The sequence below is a fragment of the Paenibacillus sp. 2TAB23 genome, from assembly GCF_052115165.1.
Lineage (GTDB): Bacteria > Bacillota > Bacilli > Paenibacillales > Paenibacillaceae > Pristimantibacillus.
On record NZ_JBFRGD010000002.1, the window covers coordinates 428,532 to 445,024 of the forward strand.

The 16,493-nt window shown below is 43.7% G+C and carries 10 protein-coding genes; 9 read left to right on the plus strand and 1 reads right to left on the minus strand.

The genetic code is table 11. The annotated features are described in order from the left end of the window. Positions 1-196: 196 nt before the first annotated feature. Positions 197-4,798: a X2-like carbohydrate binding domain-containing protein gene (locus tag AB4Z29_RS04740; RefSeq protein ID WP_441941938.1), complete on the plus strand. Its 4,602-nt coding sequence runs from the start codon at positions 197-199 to the stop codon at positions 4,796-4,798. Positions 4,799-4,927: 129 nt separating this feature from the next. On the opposite strand, the gene AB4Z29_RS04745 is transcribed toward AB4Z29_RS04740, so the two are convergent. After that, a complete protein-coding gene (locus tag AB4Z29_RS04745) occupies positions 4,928-5,926 on the minus strand; it encodes a LacI family DNA-binding transcriptional regulator (RefSeq protein ID WP_441941939.1) in 999 nt (332 codons plus the stop codon). 493 nt (positions 5,927-6,419) lie between these two features. Between AB4Z29_RS04745 and AB4Z29_RS04750 the strand changes: the two genes are divergently transcribed. From AB4Z29_RS04750 to AB4Z29_RS04785, 8 genes are all read left to right on the plus strand, one after another. Next, on the plus strand, positions 6,420-7,910 hold the full coding sequence (locus AB4Z29_RS04750; RefSeq protein ID WP_441941940.1) for a glycoside hydrolase family 32 protein: 1,491 nt from the start codon (positions 6,420-6,422) through the stop codon (positions 7,908-7,910). Positions 7,911-7,975: 65 nt separating this feature from the next. Continuing rightward, positions 7,976-8,911 (plus strand): methyltransferase domain-containing protein, encoded by a 936-nt coding sequence (locus AB4Z29_RS04755; RefSeq protein WP_441941941.1) that lies wholly within the window; start codon positions 7,976-7,978, stop codon positions 8,909-8,911. Continuing rightward, positions 8,908-9,837, plus strand: coding sequence for a class I SAM-dependent methyltransferase (locus AB4Z29_RS04760; RefSeq protein WP_441941942.1), 930 nt, complete (start codon positions 8,908-8,910; stop codon positions 9,835-9,837). The genes AB4Z29_RS04755 and AB4Z29_RS04760 overlap by 4 nt, the downstream gene beginning before the upstream one ends. A 335-nt stretch (positions 9,838-10,172) precedes the next feature. After that, entirely contained in the window at positions 10,173-11,027 is an 855-nt protein-coding gene (locus tag AB4Z29_RS04765) for a helix-turn-helix domain-containing protein (RefSeq protein ID WP_441941943.1), read from the plus strand. A gap of 83 nt (positions 11,028-11,110) precedes the next feature. Beyond that, positions 11,111-12,517, plus strand: coding sequence for an ADP-ribosylglycohydrolase family protein (locus AB4Z29_RS04770; protein ID WP_441941944.1), 1,407 nt, complete (start codon positions 11,111-11,113; stop codon positions 12,515-12,517). Positions 12,518-12,711: 194 nt separating this feature from the next. Beyond that, on the plus strand, positions 12,712-14,160 hold the full coding sequence (locus AB4Z29_RS04775) for a spore germination protein (protein WP_441941945.1): 1,449 nt from the start codon (positions 12,712-12,714) through the stop codon (positions 14,158-14,160). 23 nt (positions 14,161-14,183) lie between these two features. Then, complete coding sequence (locus AB4Z29_RS04780) at positions 14,184-15,092, plus strand: GerAB/ArcD/ProY family transporter (RefSeq protein WP_441941946.1); 909 nt, start codon at positions 14,184-14,186, stop codon at positions 15,090-15,092. Between the two features lie 175 nt (positions 15,093-15,267). After that, positions 15,268-16,344: a Ger(x)C family spore germination protein gene (locus tag AB4Z29_RS04785; protein WP_441941947.1), complete on the plus strand. Its 1,077-nt coding sequence runs from the start codon at positions 15,268-15,270 to the stop codon at positions 16,342-16,344. Positions 16,345-16,493: the final 149 nt, after the last annotated feature.

The following is a 16,493-nucleotide window of genomic DNA, read 5'->3' on the forward strand; positions in this document are numbered from 1 at the left end:
CCTCGCAGCTGTATTTGAAATCACTAAGAAGTCTAATTCTGCTATAGCGATTGGCATCACGATCGGACGGTATATTCTCTGGAGAGGTGGCGGAGCACGGAGTTTAGTTAGACTTGTGAACCAGTGCGTACATAAATACGCTGCGCTGGTTCTATTCCAAAACGAATGCGAAAAGAATTATAGGAGGCGTCTATCGATGAAAAGAAAGCTTGCTTTATTAATCGCCCTATACATGGTGTTCACAAGCCTATCCCTCACAGGTGCGATTCAGCCTGTACAGGCTGCTGCTGTTCAGCAGAGCTTTTATGTATCACCGCTCGGGGATGACAACAACAGCGGAACTTCTGAATTGCCTTTCAAAACATTAGAAAAAGCAAAACAGGCCGTACGTGAAATAAACAGCACGATGACAAGCGATATCTATGTCTATTTGCAGGATGGCGAATATCCGTTAGCGGAGACGCTGACCTTTGGCAGCCTGGACTCCGGAAATAACGGATTCAAGGTTATCTATACGGCAGATTCGGGAGCGAATCCTGTTATTAGCGGCGGCGTAGACATTAGTGCAGGCTGGGAACTATTTGACACTGACAAAAATATTTATAAGAAAACCGGCGTTGATTGGAATTTCAGACAGCTGTACGTTGGCGAGGACCGGGGAATCCGCGCCCGTCAGCCCAATATGACGAATGATGTGGTTAAAGGACCCTATTACCGGGCGAAAAACGGCGAATATCCGTATGTTGTCGATGAGGACGAACGCGCTTGGGCCAGTCAATTAAGCGGCACCTCCGCTGAAATGGTCATCGTGCAAAGCTGGAGCCAAGTGCGCGGCCGAATTGACACCATAAATGGAACAACAGGACAAGTCGACTTTAAATTCCCTGAAAGCGGTTTTTCCTATAATCATCATAGCCAAGGAAACTCGCCATACTTCTTTGAAAACGCTTTATCCTTGCTCGATGCAGAAGGCGAATGGTATCTGGATACTGCTGATCAAACGGTATATTACAAGCCGAGAAGCAGCGAAACGATGAATGCCACCCGCATTATCGCGCCGAAGCTGGAGACGGTAGTGAAAATGGAAGGAAGCCCAGGCAGCAAGGTACAGAACATTGAATTATCAGGCATTCAAATGATGCACAGCAATTGGCTGGCGCCATCGAGCTATGGCTACGTGGATGTGCAGGCTGGCTTCAGGTATCAATCCGTGACTGGCGGCAACAATACTGAAATTAGAAATACGGCCCGTTATACCGCATCCAGAGCGATGCTTGAATTAAAATACACGAGCTATATTACGATTGCTGAAAATACTTTTCAACATGCGGGCAGCTGGGGCATTATGGGGTATGAAGGCACGGACCACACCACCATAACCTGGAACAAGTTTGCCGATAACGCCGGTGGCGGCGTGGCTATGGGCATCGTTGGCGATTTGTGGGATGACAATGAAGGAAAAGATCCGACTTATACGCTGCCCGATGGTCAAAGCCAATATGACACGATCTCTCATAACACCATTGACCATGTCGGTCTTGATTATGGCGATATGGTCGGTATCGGTGCTATGCTGCCTCAAAACATGACGATTGCTAATAATGAAATTAGCAACCTGCCGTATTCCGGCATCAGTATCGGTTGGAACTGGGCGGATACAGATCACGGCATGACGAATAATCAGGTGCATAACAATTACATTCACGATTCGGTTAGGCTTGTTCAAGATGGCGGCGGCATTTACACACTCGGCCGCATGGATGGGAAATCGAACATCTACCACAACTATATTAAAAATATGCGAAAAGGCGAGTACGCTGCCTGGAACCATATCATGGGTGTATATCTGGATGGGCAGACGAGCTACCGTATGGTTGAGCGGAATGTAATTGATAATACGGAGCATGGCTTCTCTGGCTCTGCGCATGACAATATTATTAGGTATAACTACTATAATGTTGATTTTGGCGGCGTGAATTCTTCAAGTACGGCCTATGGAAATTGGAGCGTAGCAGGCAATAACTGGCCACAGGAGGCGCTGGCTATTATCGCAGCCGCAGGTCCGGGGAAAGCTCCGCTTCCGGCACCGAAAGAGCCTATCAATCTCGCTTTGAAAAAACCGATAACGGCATTCTCGCAGAGCAAGGATCCGGCATTCGCGGTTGATGGCGATACGACGACGAGATGGGCGCAGGAAGAAGGACGAAGCGACGCGCAATGGCTTACAGTTGATCTAGGCGGCGTATATGCCATCGCTTCTACGAGTACGATGTTCGAGCTGAACACCGGCTACAAATATAAAATCGAATACTCGGAGGACGGGGATAACTGGGAGCTGTTCGCCGACAAGACAGCAGCGGCTACCACGCAGCAAACCAATCAGGATAGCAATGAGGTTATGGCAAGATACATGCGGATTACGATGACCCATGATTGGGGAGGAAGCATCTATGAGTTCAGCGTACACCCTGGAGAAGGAGGCACGCCTGCCGAAGCTAATTCCTTGATACAACGGAGCGAGGTCACCTTCGACAAAAATCCGATTAGGCAAACAGACATACAGGTCAAAATGGTATTAAACGGCGGGAAGCTGGACGGAATTAAAAACGGAGCGGCCTTGTTGGTTGCCGATCAAGATTATACCTTATTCTGGGATCAGGTACTGCTTCATAAATCCTATCTCCAAGCACTGCCAAACGGAGAAAATCATCTGACGTTTGATTTTGCGACAGGAGTAGATCCTATTCTGAAGGTAAATGCCATTGAGGACGACGGTTCCGTTAATGTGGCGTTAAACAAGCCGGCTACATCTTCATCTCAAAGCTTGGAGCCTGCCTATGCCGTAGACGGGAATCCAAATACAAGATGGGCGCAGCAGGAAGGCATTTGGAATACGGAAGGCTGGCTGATGGTGGATTTGCAGGGAGTCTATGCAATAAAATCCGTTACGACGATGTTCGAATTGCCTAGCGGATATAAATATAAAATCGAATATTCGATGGATGGGCAGAATTGGAGCACCTATGCGGATCGAACGGCAAGCGAAACGACGCAGCAATCGTATCAGGATAACAACGAAAACGCTGTTTCCGCGAGATATATGAGAATAAAGGCGTTTTACAGCCTAGGTCCGAGCATTTATGAGTTTAGCGTATTTGGCACTAAGACAGGCGCTGATTCCACGCTGGATCAGACGACGGCTGCCTTTAACAAAAATCCGAATAACCAAACCGATCTGACCGTGGGTATGGAGCTTCAAGATAATACATTAACCGGAATTAAAAACAGATCGCTTTATTTAACCCCCGACACTGACTATACCGTTTCTGGAAACGAGGTCGTAGTTCATCGCTCTTATCTTGCAGCGCTCGGCGAAGGGAAAAACAGCCTGGCCTTTGAATTCAGTTCGGGTGACAACAAGCAGGTGGAGATTGACGTGACAGATATCGGAGGCGCTGAAATCGATATTGCTTTGAGTAAAGCGGTCGTATCATCGTCCCAAAGCAAAAACCCGTTATATGCTGTAGACGGTAACCCAGATACAAGATGGGCGCAGCAGGAAGGGTTAACCATACCTCAGTGGCTGAAGGTCGATCTGGGTAAGGAATACGGCATCACGGGCGTGAAAACCAAATTTGAGCTGGCTGCGGGCTACAAATACAAAATTGAAACCTCGACAGACGGAACTAGCTGGACGACATACGCGGACAAGAGCGGTTCCGCGACTACACAACAGATCAATGAGGATCGCAAGGAGACTGCAGTATCAGCGAGATATATTCGTGTGAACGTTACGGATTCGAATGGAAACGGGGCTAGCGTTTACGATCTGAATGTATTCACTTTCAAAGAAGCGGTGGCAGCCGATTCCACTGTAAGCCCGACATCTGTCGTGTTTGACAAAAATCCTTCGCGGCAGCTGGACGCAGTGATTGATGTTGGCTTAAATGGAAATACGCTAATTAGCGTAAAAAATGGCGCAACGCAGCTAACGGCTGACATGGATTTTACGTGGATGAACGGAAAAGTGACGCTGCTGAAATCGTATTTGGCTGCCCTTGAGGTAGGTAACACGAATCTTACTTTTACGTTTAGTGAAGGACTAGAAGCCACGCTTCAGGTGAAGGTGGAGAACACGAGCAGCAATAGCGGGAATAATAATGGAAATAACGGCAATGGCACAGGTGGAGGAGGCAATGGCAATCCTTCGGATGGTGGAACGGAGGCAGGGCCTGGCACGGAAGCTCCTAAGTTTACGGATGTTAAAGGTCATTGGGCACAATCCAGCATCGAGGAGGCAGTGAAGCAAGGTATCGTCAAAGGTTATAAGGACGGTACGTTTAAGCCGAATGCAGCGGTGTCACGGGCAGAATTTATTGTCATGCTCATGAATGGCCTGAAGCTGGCTGACAGCAAGGCCGGGCTGAGTTTCGTAGACGGGGATAAGATTGGCGCTTGGTCAGAGGAAGCGATTGCTGCAGCATTGCAAGCGGGAATCGTAACTGGCTATGAGGACGGAAGTTTCCGTCCTTCGGCAAGCATAAACCGTGCGGAGCTGGCGGTCATGATTGCTAGAGCTGGAGGAGTGAAGCTAACAGATGCGGAAGCGACCGGGTTTGCAGACGACAGCGAAATTCCAGCCTGGGCAAAAAGTGCTGTACATGCAATGAAGCAAGCCGGAATTTTGAATGGCAGAGCAAATAACTCGTTTGTACCTTCAGCGCATGCTACACGAGCTGAGGCAGTCACCATTATAATAAACTTGTTGAAAAGCGAGATAAAATTAATTACGGATTAAATAGTGAACTCTTCATTAATATTCATATCTCTTTGGACGAAAAATAAAGCAGATCAAGTTGTCTGCTTTATTTTTTGTGTAAAGTGAAGGCTAAACTTCTTAGGTTTATTTTCAGTCGGCTTCGATAAACTAGCTTCGTCTGAACTTGGAACTTTTTCTCTCAATTAATGTCGGCTCCATCAACATATTCACCAAGCTTGAGGATATCTTTTGATTGATGCGACTCATTAGAATCTCAAAAGTGGTCTTTACCATTTCCTCGATAGGTTGATGAATGCTTGAAATCTCCATAATTTTAGCCACGTACGTATCATCGAAACCAATAATACTAACTTCCTCTGGAATCGAAATTTGTCTTTCCTGCACAGTTCTCATAAATTCAAAGGCCATAATATCGTTTTCTGCAAACACACAAGTGAAATCAAGTTTCTGCAATTGATCAATATATTTCTCGATATCCCTACGAACCATAAAGGTGCTATTGGAAGTTTCATGTACCTGTATGAAGTGCTCAGAGTTAAACGAAAATCCGTTTTCTTGCAATACATTGACGAAGCCGTAAAACTTTTCTCCGTCCATCTCCGCGCCAATATACCCAAATCTCTTATGTCCAGAATGAATGAATTTCTCGCCAGCCAGTTTGCCTGCTTGAAGATGGTTAAGTCCGACGCTATCAATATATTTATAATTTTGGGTAATCACAACGGCAGGTGTATCAAGCTTTGATATTCGATCCAGGTTAAAATCACTTGTTGGTACGATGATAATGCCATCCACCTGACGGGAAAGGAAATTTTGAATGTTTTCCCATTCCGTGACCGGATTGAAATTAGAATTGTGTAAGAGAATATTGTAGCCGTTTTTCCTCGCTTCAAGCTCCAACGAATTGATGATTTCAACATAATAAGGATTGTTAATCTCTTTGAGGCATATGCCAATGATGTTCGTGCTGCTTCTTTTCAGTGTTTGAGCAGCTTTATTGGGTATATATCCGGCTTCTTCAATCACTTTCATCACAGCGCTAACTATTTTTTCGTTCACGCCTTTATGACCGTTAATTACCCGAGAAACGGTTGGTTGAGAAACCTTTGCCCGTTTTGCAATTTCTTTCATCGTCATTTTTCCCATCAAGGCTAACCCCTTTCAGACATACTATATCATAAAAAACGATGGACAAGAATAATTCCTGAATATAATCAGAATATTATTCTTAATTTCTAAATATAATGAGAAATCGTATTCTTATAATGTGAATAATGTTACTGAATCATAACAATGAATAAGAGTATATTCTGGAGTGATTGAACGTTCTCCAATGATTATTGATTAAAAACACTTTGATTTCTCGAAAAATGATTAAGTGGAAAAACATATTTGGTCTCAACTTAGATTGTTGACAAGGAAAATGGCGAATGATAATCTGTAAGTGAAAGTGTTTGAAATACGAGAATACGTATTCATATTTATTCTCAATTCCATGATTTCTATACATTGTTAATTCTCTGAAAGGAGGGAAAAGCGAAGGAGTAATATTCTTGTCATTCAGCTGAAAATTATCACAGGACGAATCATACGGACATTTACGTCAAATTCATAAATCTATCGAAAAGCGGTGAAAATCATGTTTTTTTCTACAAAACACGCTAATGAATATATTCAAGCCAATAAACATGCGATTAATGAGCATTACAAACCATCCTACCACTTTACAGCTGAGATCGGTTGGATCAATGATCCAAATGGATGTTCGTTTTACGGCGGTCAGTATCATTTATTCTATCAATATCATCCCTATAGTTCGAAAAATGGTTCGATGCATTGGGGACATGCGGTAAGCAATGATCTGGTGGAATGGAATCACCTAACTGTCGCACTTGCGCCGGATCAGGATTATGACATCAACGGATGTTTTTCCGGCAGCGCAATTGAGGATAACGGAAAGCATGTCATTATGTATACCGGTCATGTACAGCCCAATTCGGAAGATCACTCATTGACAAGGCAAACCCAATGCATGGCCATTGGCGACGGAATGGAATATATCAAGATTGCAGAAAATCCGGTGCTGACTTCTGAACACCTTCCGGATGGCTGCTCGATTCAGGATTTCAGAGATCCAAAGCTTTGGAAAGAGGGCAATCATTATTATGCAGTGATTGGAAGCCGTGCGGAGGAGGGTGTCGGGCAAATTCTCCTGTATCGTTCCTCTGATCTGAAGGAATGGGGGTATGTAGGCGTATTATTGAAGGGAAATCCTAGCTTGGGCCATATGTGGGAATGCCCAGATTTTTTTCAGCTGGACGACAAGCATGTTCTGATTATTTCTCCTCAAGGGGTTGAGAGAGACGGGTATAAGCATCACAATCGTGATTCAGTTGTGTATATGATCGGCGACTTCGATCATTCCAATGGTAAGTTTGAGCCCACCTCGTATGACGAATTGGATTATGGATTCGACTTCTATGCCCCGCAAACGCTTATAGATGATAAAGGCCGAAGAATTCTTATCGGGTGGATGCAAGCGTGGGGGCGTTCAATTCCAGTGGACGACATGGGTCACGGATGGTCTGGAATGATGACATTGCCTCGGGAATTGAAAGTGGAAGGACATCGGGTCATCCAGCAACCTATAAGCGAAATCGAATCCTATCGGAGAAACCGTGTCCACGTCCGAACTGCGTTGCGCGGCGAAGGGCGGATTGAAGGTGTGGAAGGCGTACAACTGGAGCTAATGGTCTCCTTCAAGCCTAAGGATGCATCTCGATTTGGTCTAAAGGTTCGTCAAGGTAAGGGAGAGGAGACACTGCTGTACTACGATACAGCCGAAGGCGTTTTTACATTAGATCGTTCGAGCAGTGGTCGAAGCATTTCTACGCCTCCCGAAGAAGAAGGTGTGAATGGAAGACGCTCCGTTCCTGTCGCATTGCGTGACGGTGTCTTATCTCTGAGGGTATTTCTCGATCGTTCGAGCGTGGAGGTGTTCATAGACGGCGGAGTAAGAACGATGAGTGCCACAATCTACCCTTCCAGCTCCAGCACCGGGATCGTGTTCGAATCGGACGGAGAAAGCGAGCTGGTCGTAGACAAATGGGACTTGGATAGAGAGGGCTGACGTTCCGAATTGCTGCCTATGCAGTTTCTTAATCTGACGATTACATTATCGAAGGAGTGTTTAAATTGACCATCAATTGGCATACATCTGACATTGCGCTAGCCTGTCCGCGCTGCAAAGGCTTCATTGCTGATTGCAATGATAAATTGGAATGCGCCTCTTGCAATCTGCAGTTCGAAATCGTCGCAGGCCAACCCGTCATGCTCGATTCAGGAAACGTCGGTTTCCTGAAAGAGGAAGTGAAAAGAACGTTCAGCGCAATCAACCAATCACTGGAGGATAAAGGTTTGTCGCGATTCGCTACATTTAATAATTGGGGATTTGCATCACTCGAACAAGAAGAGATCGACGGAGATGTCCGAAGGACAAACTCGCTTTTTATCCGATTGTTAACAGAAGTCATTAATGGGTGCGATCTTATGGGCAAAAAGATTCTGGAAGTAAGCTGCGGCAGGGGAGGCAACGTCAATGCGTTGTGTAAATTTTATGGGCCTGATGAGGTAGTAGGCTTAGATTTGACTGAATCGAACATCGCTTTCTGTGCAGCAAACAATCGGTATGACCGAGCCTGGTATGTCGCAGGGGATGCAGAACGGCTCCCATTTTTCGACGATACATTCGACATTGTACTGAATATCGAATCATCGCATCTCTATCCCAATGTTGGTGATTTCTACCAGGAGACATTACGTGTATTGAAGCCTGGCGGTATGTTTCTCTACGCCGACGTAATGGATGAAGCAGACTTAATTAGAAATATGGCGATCATGCAGGAGCTAGGATTTCATATGGTTCATTGTCGAGACATTACCGCAAACGTGCTGAAGGCGGGAGAAACGGCACTAACCAATCGGATGTCCGCATTGCAAGGTTCATTTGAAAATGAACAAGACGTATTGGATTGGCTTGAGGCACCAGGCACGCAGAGATACGAGGAGATGCAGCATGGCAAACGGACGTTTCACATCTGGCACTTCGCAAAAGGAGAATTAAATGCATGAGCAGCCAGATCTGGCCATTATCTGGCCTTATAGCTGCTTGTCCGCGCTGTAAGGCCGCATTGTACGACACTGGTGGAGCATGGGAATGTCCGGATTGTCTGACCTCCTATTTGAATGTGGAAGGGAACTCCTATCGATTGACTTTGGATGACGAGCGGGAATCAGAGCATAAGGATTCCGTCAGACACATGTTTACCACGATGCATCGCATGTTGGAATCGAACGGGTTGTCCCGGTTTTCCACTTTTGTGAATTGGGGGTATGTGGATTTAAAGGATCGTGATGAGCCACAGGCACAGGCCGTTCATCGGAACTCGGTTCGTCTGTTGCGGGAAGCAATCGGTGACACGTGCGTGAACGGTAAAGACGTGCTCGAAATCGCTTGCGGCAGAGGCGGGAATGTGACAACGCTCTGTATGGAGTTCGAACCCAAAAGCGTAGTTGGATTGGATTTGACAGAAGTGAACGTCTTATTTTGCCAAAGCAGAAACCGACGAGAGAACGTTTACTTCTGCATCGGTGATGCTGAGATGCTGCCAATCGGGACTGCTTGCTGCGATATCGTGTTGGTTATTGAAGCTGCAGATTTGTTCCCAAACATCAACCGCTTTTATGATGAGGTGTATCGCGTGTTGAAGCCTGGCGGCACGTTCGTTTTTGCTGACGACCTTCCTCTGTTTAAATTCGAAGAAGGAGAGCGTTATTTGCGCAGTCTTGGATTCGATTTTGCATTCGTAAAGGACATTACAGAAAATGTGCTGTTATCCAGTGACTTAGCGGGAAAGAGACGATATACGACTTTGCAAAGAGAGGATGGAATGGAGGACGCCGTACACGAGACAATCGGATTGCCGGGGACGCGAATCTACGATGAAATGCGAGAGGGCACGCGCCAATATAAATTGACAAGACTCGTCAAACCTTAGCTCAGGCGTATCTTTTGAAGCTCCTCCAATCCTTAGCATTGCTACTTAGAGGTGTGCGATACGTTAAGCAATAGAACTTGGTGTCTCCCGAGAATTGAATCCATAATTTTTTAGGATAAACGGAAGGACAGGCAGTTGTCTTCAACAAAGTATGTTAAAATATGGACTAAAGTTAATCGTTTTGGGTGCTTTAACGAGAGCGATGAACCCTGGTCTTGGCGAAAGAAACGGGAGCTTATCCTACATATTATGAATAGAACAATCTGGGGCTGCACAACGCAAGATTCAAGGGCAGCTACTCTTTAAAGCTTCTCTTAAAGGTGGAAGGAAACCAAATGAAGCTGAAGATAGAATATGACAATCTGATTCCAATTAATGCGTATCTTTGGTGTCCCAAACCATATCCACAGCCTCTTCATTTCCATTCCAGCTTGGAAATTGGCTATTGCCGGGGAGGAAGAGGGCAATTCATTTTTGAAAATAAGCTTTATGAGGTTCGCGAAGGTGATGTCTTTATTGTCAATAATACGGAGCTTCATATTGCTCAATCTGCGCAGCATAATCCAAGCCAATATATTTTTTTGAATTTTGATCAAAGTCTCTTCCTTGAAGAAGACGAAAAATTATTGCTGCCATTTGCCTATCGATCGGAGAGATTTGAGAATCATATTGCAGCTGGAACACCGCTTGCCGAGCAAATTGGGTTACTTATTCAACAGATTTATGAAGAGCTTAATGCTAAGTCGGAGGGCTATCTAACCATTACACGCTGCAAATTGCTAGAGCTTGGTGTTATCTTGCTTCGCCATTACAGGGGTGCATTTAGCAAAGAGCAATGGATGAAAATGTCCAATTCCAAGAATGAGATCAAAGAAATGATGCTTTTTATGAAAGAACGGATTCAAGATTCTATACAACTTACCGATGTTGCCGAGCATTTAGGTTGGAGCACAGCGCGGACAAGCCGCTTTTTTAGGGAGCAAACAGGCATCAGCTTTATTGCTTATATGACACAGCTGCGCATTAGCGAAGCTAAGAAACAACTTGTCACGGAGCTCGATAGTATCGCAGACATAAGTTTTTCCAGCGGCTTTCAGAGCTTGGCGTCGTTCTATCGAGCCTTTAACGCTGCAGTCGGCATGTCGCCTCAAGAGTATCGCAAACAATTTGGTGTTAAGCAATTATTTTGAGAAATATGAAGGAAATTGAGAAGATTCAGTAAAGCCAAATTCGTATAATCAGCTTAAAGTCTGATAGTAAAGGTGGTTTTACGATGGCTGGCTGGGAGCGATTGAAGGATATTGTCTATTTGGAAATGATACAAAGGGGAGAAGAGGGCTGCGATGTAAGCGGATTTCAAGACAAGTGGATCGCAGCTGGTGATGATGAAACGAAGTTGATGGCGGTTTATCAGCAGTTAAAGTCGCTTGATATTCGTGCAGACTTCCCTTACATAGAGCCCTCAGATTTACCGGGTATTCTTGCAGAGAGGCCGGAAGGTCCACGACAACTAACGGTAGATAAATCTGAAACGGAATGGCTTAATCAATTTCAAGGTGCGTGGCTTGGCCGAAGTATAGGATGTGCGTTGGGGAAACCGCTTGAAAACCGTCATTTCATGGAGGGAAGCGGAGGAAGAGCGGGTTGGAAAAATATTGAGCTCTGGTTCAAAGGGGCAGATGCTTGGCCTATCCGCGGATATACCCCTGGGAGTTCACGGGCGTCTGCTGAGTACGATTTGAAAGTGAACGACTGGTGCCAGAAGAGCTGGAAAGAGCGGATTCAGTATATGGAATCCGATGATGATATTCGGTATACCGTGTTAGGTTTAATTCTGCTGGAGGAAAAAGGATTGGATTTTGATTCTTGGGATATTGGCAAGCTTTGGCATAAGTATCTAAGCTATCAGCAAGTGTGTACAGCGGAGACACAGGCATATTTGAATTTCGCTCAAGTAACTTCCCATATGCAAGGTGAAAAAACGGAGGACTGGGCACAGAAGAGTGAATGGGTAAGAACCTGGTTAAATCCATATCGGGAGTGGATTGGGGCTCAAATCAGAGCCGATGGCTTTGCTTACGGCGCGGCGGGTAATCCAGAGCTGGCAGCGGAATTTGCTTGGCGGGATGCTTCTTTTTCCCATGTTAAGAACGGTATTTATGGTGAGATGTTTGTTGCTTCAATGATCGCAGCTGCTTTTAACGAAACCGATAATGAACGTATCGTAGAAATTGGACTTAGCGAAATTCCGAGAGATTGTCGATTGGCTCATGATATCCGCAAAGCTATAGCCATTGCGCATACAGCTGTGGATCAGTTGGATTTAGTCGATCGGATCTGGGAAGCATTCAAACACTACCACAGTGTCCATACGAACAATAACGCAGCTTTGGTAGCGGCATCGCTCGTTTTCGGTAGGTACGATTTTGAACTGGCTATTACGACAGCCGTGTTAGGCGGTTGGGATACCGATTGCAATGGAGCTACCGTGGGCTCGATTATGGGTGCGAAGCTCGGGGCTGATAAGCTTCCGGCAGAGTGGGTCAAACCGCTTCATGATACGCTATACGCGGAAGTGACCGGATTTCATCCGATTGCGATTTCAGATTGCGGCAAACGCAGCTATGAGGTATTTAAGAAGATTTCTGCCGAATATGCCGCTGGAAAAAAACTTTCATAAATTCATGCATGGTGATTAAAGGCTAGCCCAAATGGGCTGGTCTTTTTTAGTGGGACGATTATGGTTTCTATCGAGGCCGGCAAAGGGTATGGCTATGAATTGGTATATGCGCCGTTTGAATAAATATCCGCTTGAAGTGAGACAATGAATTTGAGAAATTTAGAAATTAAAATAAAAAGAAAAGAGTGATTAGATTGAGTTCAGTCCCTCAGTTATGGAAGGAGTTTAGTGAATCATCAGATTTCGTTTATTACGAACATCAATCGAAAAATGTGTCTCTTTTCATCAGTTATTTTAAATCTCTCACAGAGCCCAAAATCTTAAACGAGCATATTTTGGGCTTCTTGCGCAACAATTCGAGTATACCCTTCGAGGATTTGTACCACCTAATCCCCATACCGGAAAAAGAAATATCAATTGATTGGGATCTTATTCAAAAAAAATTATTACGAGGATATGTCGCTATACAATATGGCCATCAAAGCCATTTTATTTTGGTTAATGCGGCTGCATCCATTGGTCGCAATGTAACAATGCCTGAAATCGAATTCACCGTGGAAGGACCGAAAGCAGCCTTTGTGGAATCATTAGACATCAATCTTAACTTAATTCGCATGCGAGTTCCTTATCCCGAGTTACGCATCAAAGAGCTCACACTAGGAAGTATATCCAAGGCGAGAGTTGCCATTTGTTACATAGAAGGATTAATGAACGAACAATATTTGAATACATGCATTCAGCGACTAGAGGATGTGCAATTCGATCAAATTACGAGTATTACCATACTTCAACAAATGATTGAAGATAATTCGAATACCATCTTTCCTCAAATGGTCGGCACCGAAAGGCCAGATTACGTTGCATGGGCTTTATCATCCGGACAATTATGCGTTTTGATGGACGGGACCCCGATTGCGCTTTTTGCGCCAGTCAACCTGGGTTCATTTTTCATTACTTTTGAAGATTATTACATGTCATGGATCATTGGTTCGATTCTGCGGATGATTCGCATTTTTTCTGTACTGTTTTCTGTCTTTGCGACACCATTATATGTAGCTGTTATGACCTATCACGGTCAAGCCATTTCCAATGTTTTTTTGCCCACGATCGTATCTTCGAGGATTAATGTACCTTTTCCTCCGGTGGTGGAAGTGCTCATTATGGAGCTTGTCATCGAATTGTTAAGAGAGGCGGGCGCCAGACTGCCCACAAAAATCGGACAAACGATTGGAATCGTTGGTGGTATCGTGCTCGGTACGGCAGCCGTTGAAGCCGCGCTCACAAGCAATTTTTTGTTGATCATTGTAGCATTATCGGCGTTGGCATCTTTCACAACACCTGTTTTCCGAATGAGCTCAACGATACGTGTTCTACGTTTTCCATTTATTTTCGCAGCGCAATTATGGGGGTTATTAGGTATCGTTATCTGCACTCTTGCCTTGGTAGCGCACCTGTTGCGATTAACTTCACTAGGGATGCCTTACCTTGTTCCTTTTTATCCTTTCCGAACTTCAGATTTATATGATACAGTAATTCGTCCCCCATATTCCAAATTTCATCATAGATTTAGCTTTCTCAGATCGCCAACCCCCGTGAGATTCGATAGGAAAAACGCTAACAAAAAAAGAGACATAGACGAATGAGGCAGATTTGGGAGTGATACTTGATGAAGTCAACAGAATATCCGCGTTTCACCATCTCGCCTTATCTCGTTTTCATATTGATTTTAACGATGCAGTTTGGACCCGAGTATCTCAATATGACGACCAAACCTATTCTATTGGTTGGCCAAGATACTTGGATCTCGGTCATCCTATGCGGTCTCCTTTTCCACGTCGTTATTTGGATGATTTATCAAGTTCTCAACCGTAATGAGACGGATCTTGTACATATTCATCATAAGTTTTTCGGGAAATTGGCGGGAGGAGGGCTTAACTTTATCTTTATCGTTTACTTCCTAATCAAAGCAAGTTTTCAATTACGGCTATTCATAGAAATTATACAAGTATGGCTTTTTCCAGATCTTCAAACATGGCCGTTGGCATTCGTGTTGCTCCTACTTGTTTATTATATCGTCGCAGGCGGTTTTCGAGTTATCGTGGGCATTTGTTTGTTTAGCTTACTACGAAACCTTACATTAATTTCCTTGATTTTCACAGCGAATTATTTTCATATTAACAATTTGTTCCCCGTTTTTGATCATTCGATGAAAGACATCATCAAAGCAAGTATGGATTTTACATTTCCCTATTTAGGCGTGGAAACGCTCTTTTTCTGTTACACTTTTATTAAAAATCCAAAAAAATCTCAAAAATGGGCCCATATCGCAAATGGATTTACAACGGGATATTACCTTTTAACTGTCATCATATCATTGTTGTTGTTCAAACCCGAACAATTATCAAATGAGATATGGCCGCAATTAACCAAATACAAATTTATTCAGTTTCCTTTTATTGACCGATTCGAATTTATCGGAGCTGTTTCACAGATATTATGGGTCATTCCGATCATATGCTTCAGTCTATGGGCTTCAAGTCGAATGTTCAGAATTATATTCAAAGTGAAACATTAACAGTCCTGCCGATCATATTAATTCTAGTTTTTACCGCAGTATGTCTGATTCCCGGACATAATAGTATCGAAGCTGTTCAAACAATGTTATCCAAGTTCGGATTTTACTTGATTTATGCGTATATTCCATTTATTTATATAATCGACATTGTCAGAGTGAAAGTGAGAAGAACGGTATGAATCGATTATTTCATTTGGTATTGGTTACCTGCTTCCTATTAACAGGGTGTGTCAAGCAGCAAATTTTAGAAAAAGTTACTTTACCTACTACTTGCGCCTACGATAATGCACCAAACGATCTAATCGAGCTTACAATTACGACGCCAAGATTTCAAGCGGGTAAACCGGGTGACGTATCAAATATGTGGTACTCAAAGGTTGGCCACACAAGTAGAAACATCATAAAATTAATGGAGATGCAAATAGACAGACCCATTATTACGGGGAAATTTTCTGTGGAGTTATTTGGTAAAGAAATGGCAGCGAAAGGTTTGTCAGAAGTATTGGATGTAACACTTCGTGAAGCTCAAGCTTCAAGAAAGAAGTATTTGGCCGTTGTAGATGGAAGAGCAAAGGAGATGTTACAAGCTAATTTCAGTTCAAATGAAGAAAAAGGGATGTTCTTGTTTAATTTACTTGATACGAGTGTTCGGAACGGGCTTGTTCCCATACAAAATCTTCACGAGTTCGAGTACTCCTTATTGGCCAAAGGAATGGACCCTTATTTGCCTTTCCTTACTTTGGAGAAGGATCAAATTATTATTTCCGGTGTAGCTTTATTTAAAGATGACAAGTATGTTAGGTCGCTGAACGAAAAACAAATGCGAGTCATGAAATTTCTTCTGAAAAATGTGGACCACGGCACTCTTGAAGCAAAACTAGACAGTGGATCTTACATTGCGATGGTGAATTTTGGTTCAAAAGTAAATTATCGAGTCAGTAAAGATGCGAAAAGTCCAAAAGTGACGATATATCTTACCATCAATGGTGAAATTCTTGATTCAATGGGAGTCCAATATCCAACGAAAGAGCAGCGGAGAATTAAGGAGCGTTTCGAGAAGGATATTGAAAAAGATGGAATGGATCTCATAAAAATATTTATAAAAGAAGGAATCGACCCGCTCGGTATAGGGGATTTCGTAAGGAGTAAAACACGAAAATGGAATGAGGAAGAATGGAAACTACAATATCAAGCATTGAACGTAGGCTTGATTGTTAAGGTGAATCTTACCGAAACGGGAATCAGGAAATAAAGGAGTTAAAAGGATGAATGGGATGATGTCACAGAATGTGGTCGTTAATTGTCTTATAAGCGTTCAGATAATTATCAGGGAGGTATAAATTAAAAATAGTTCAATCCCGCTCGGATATTTTTTTGAGAAACGTTAACGCTTATCGTACG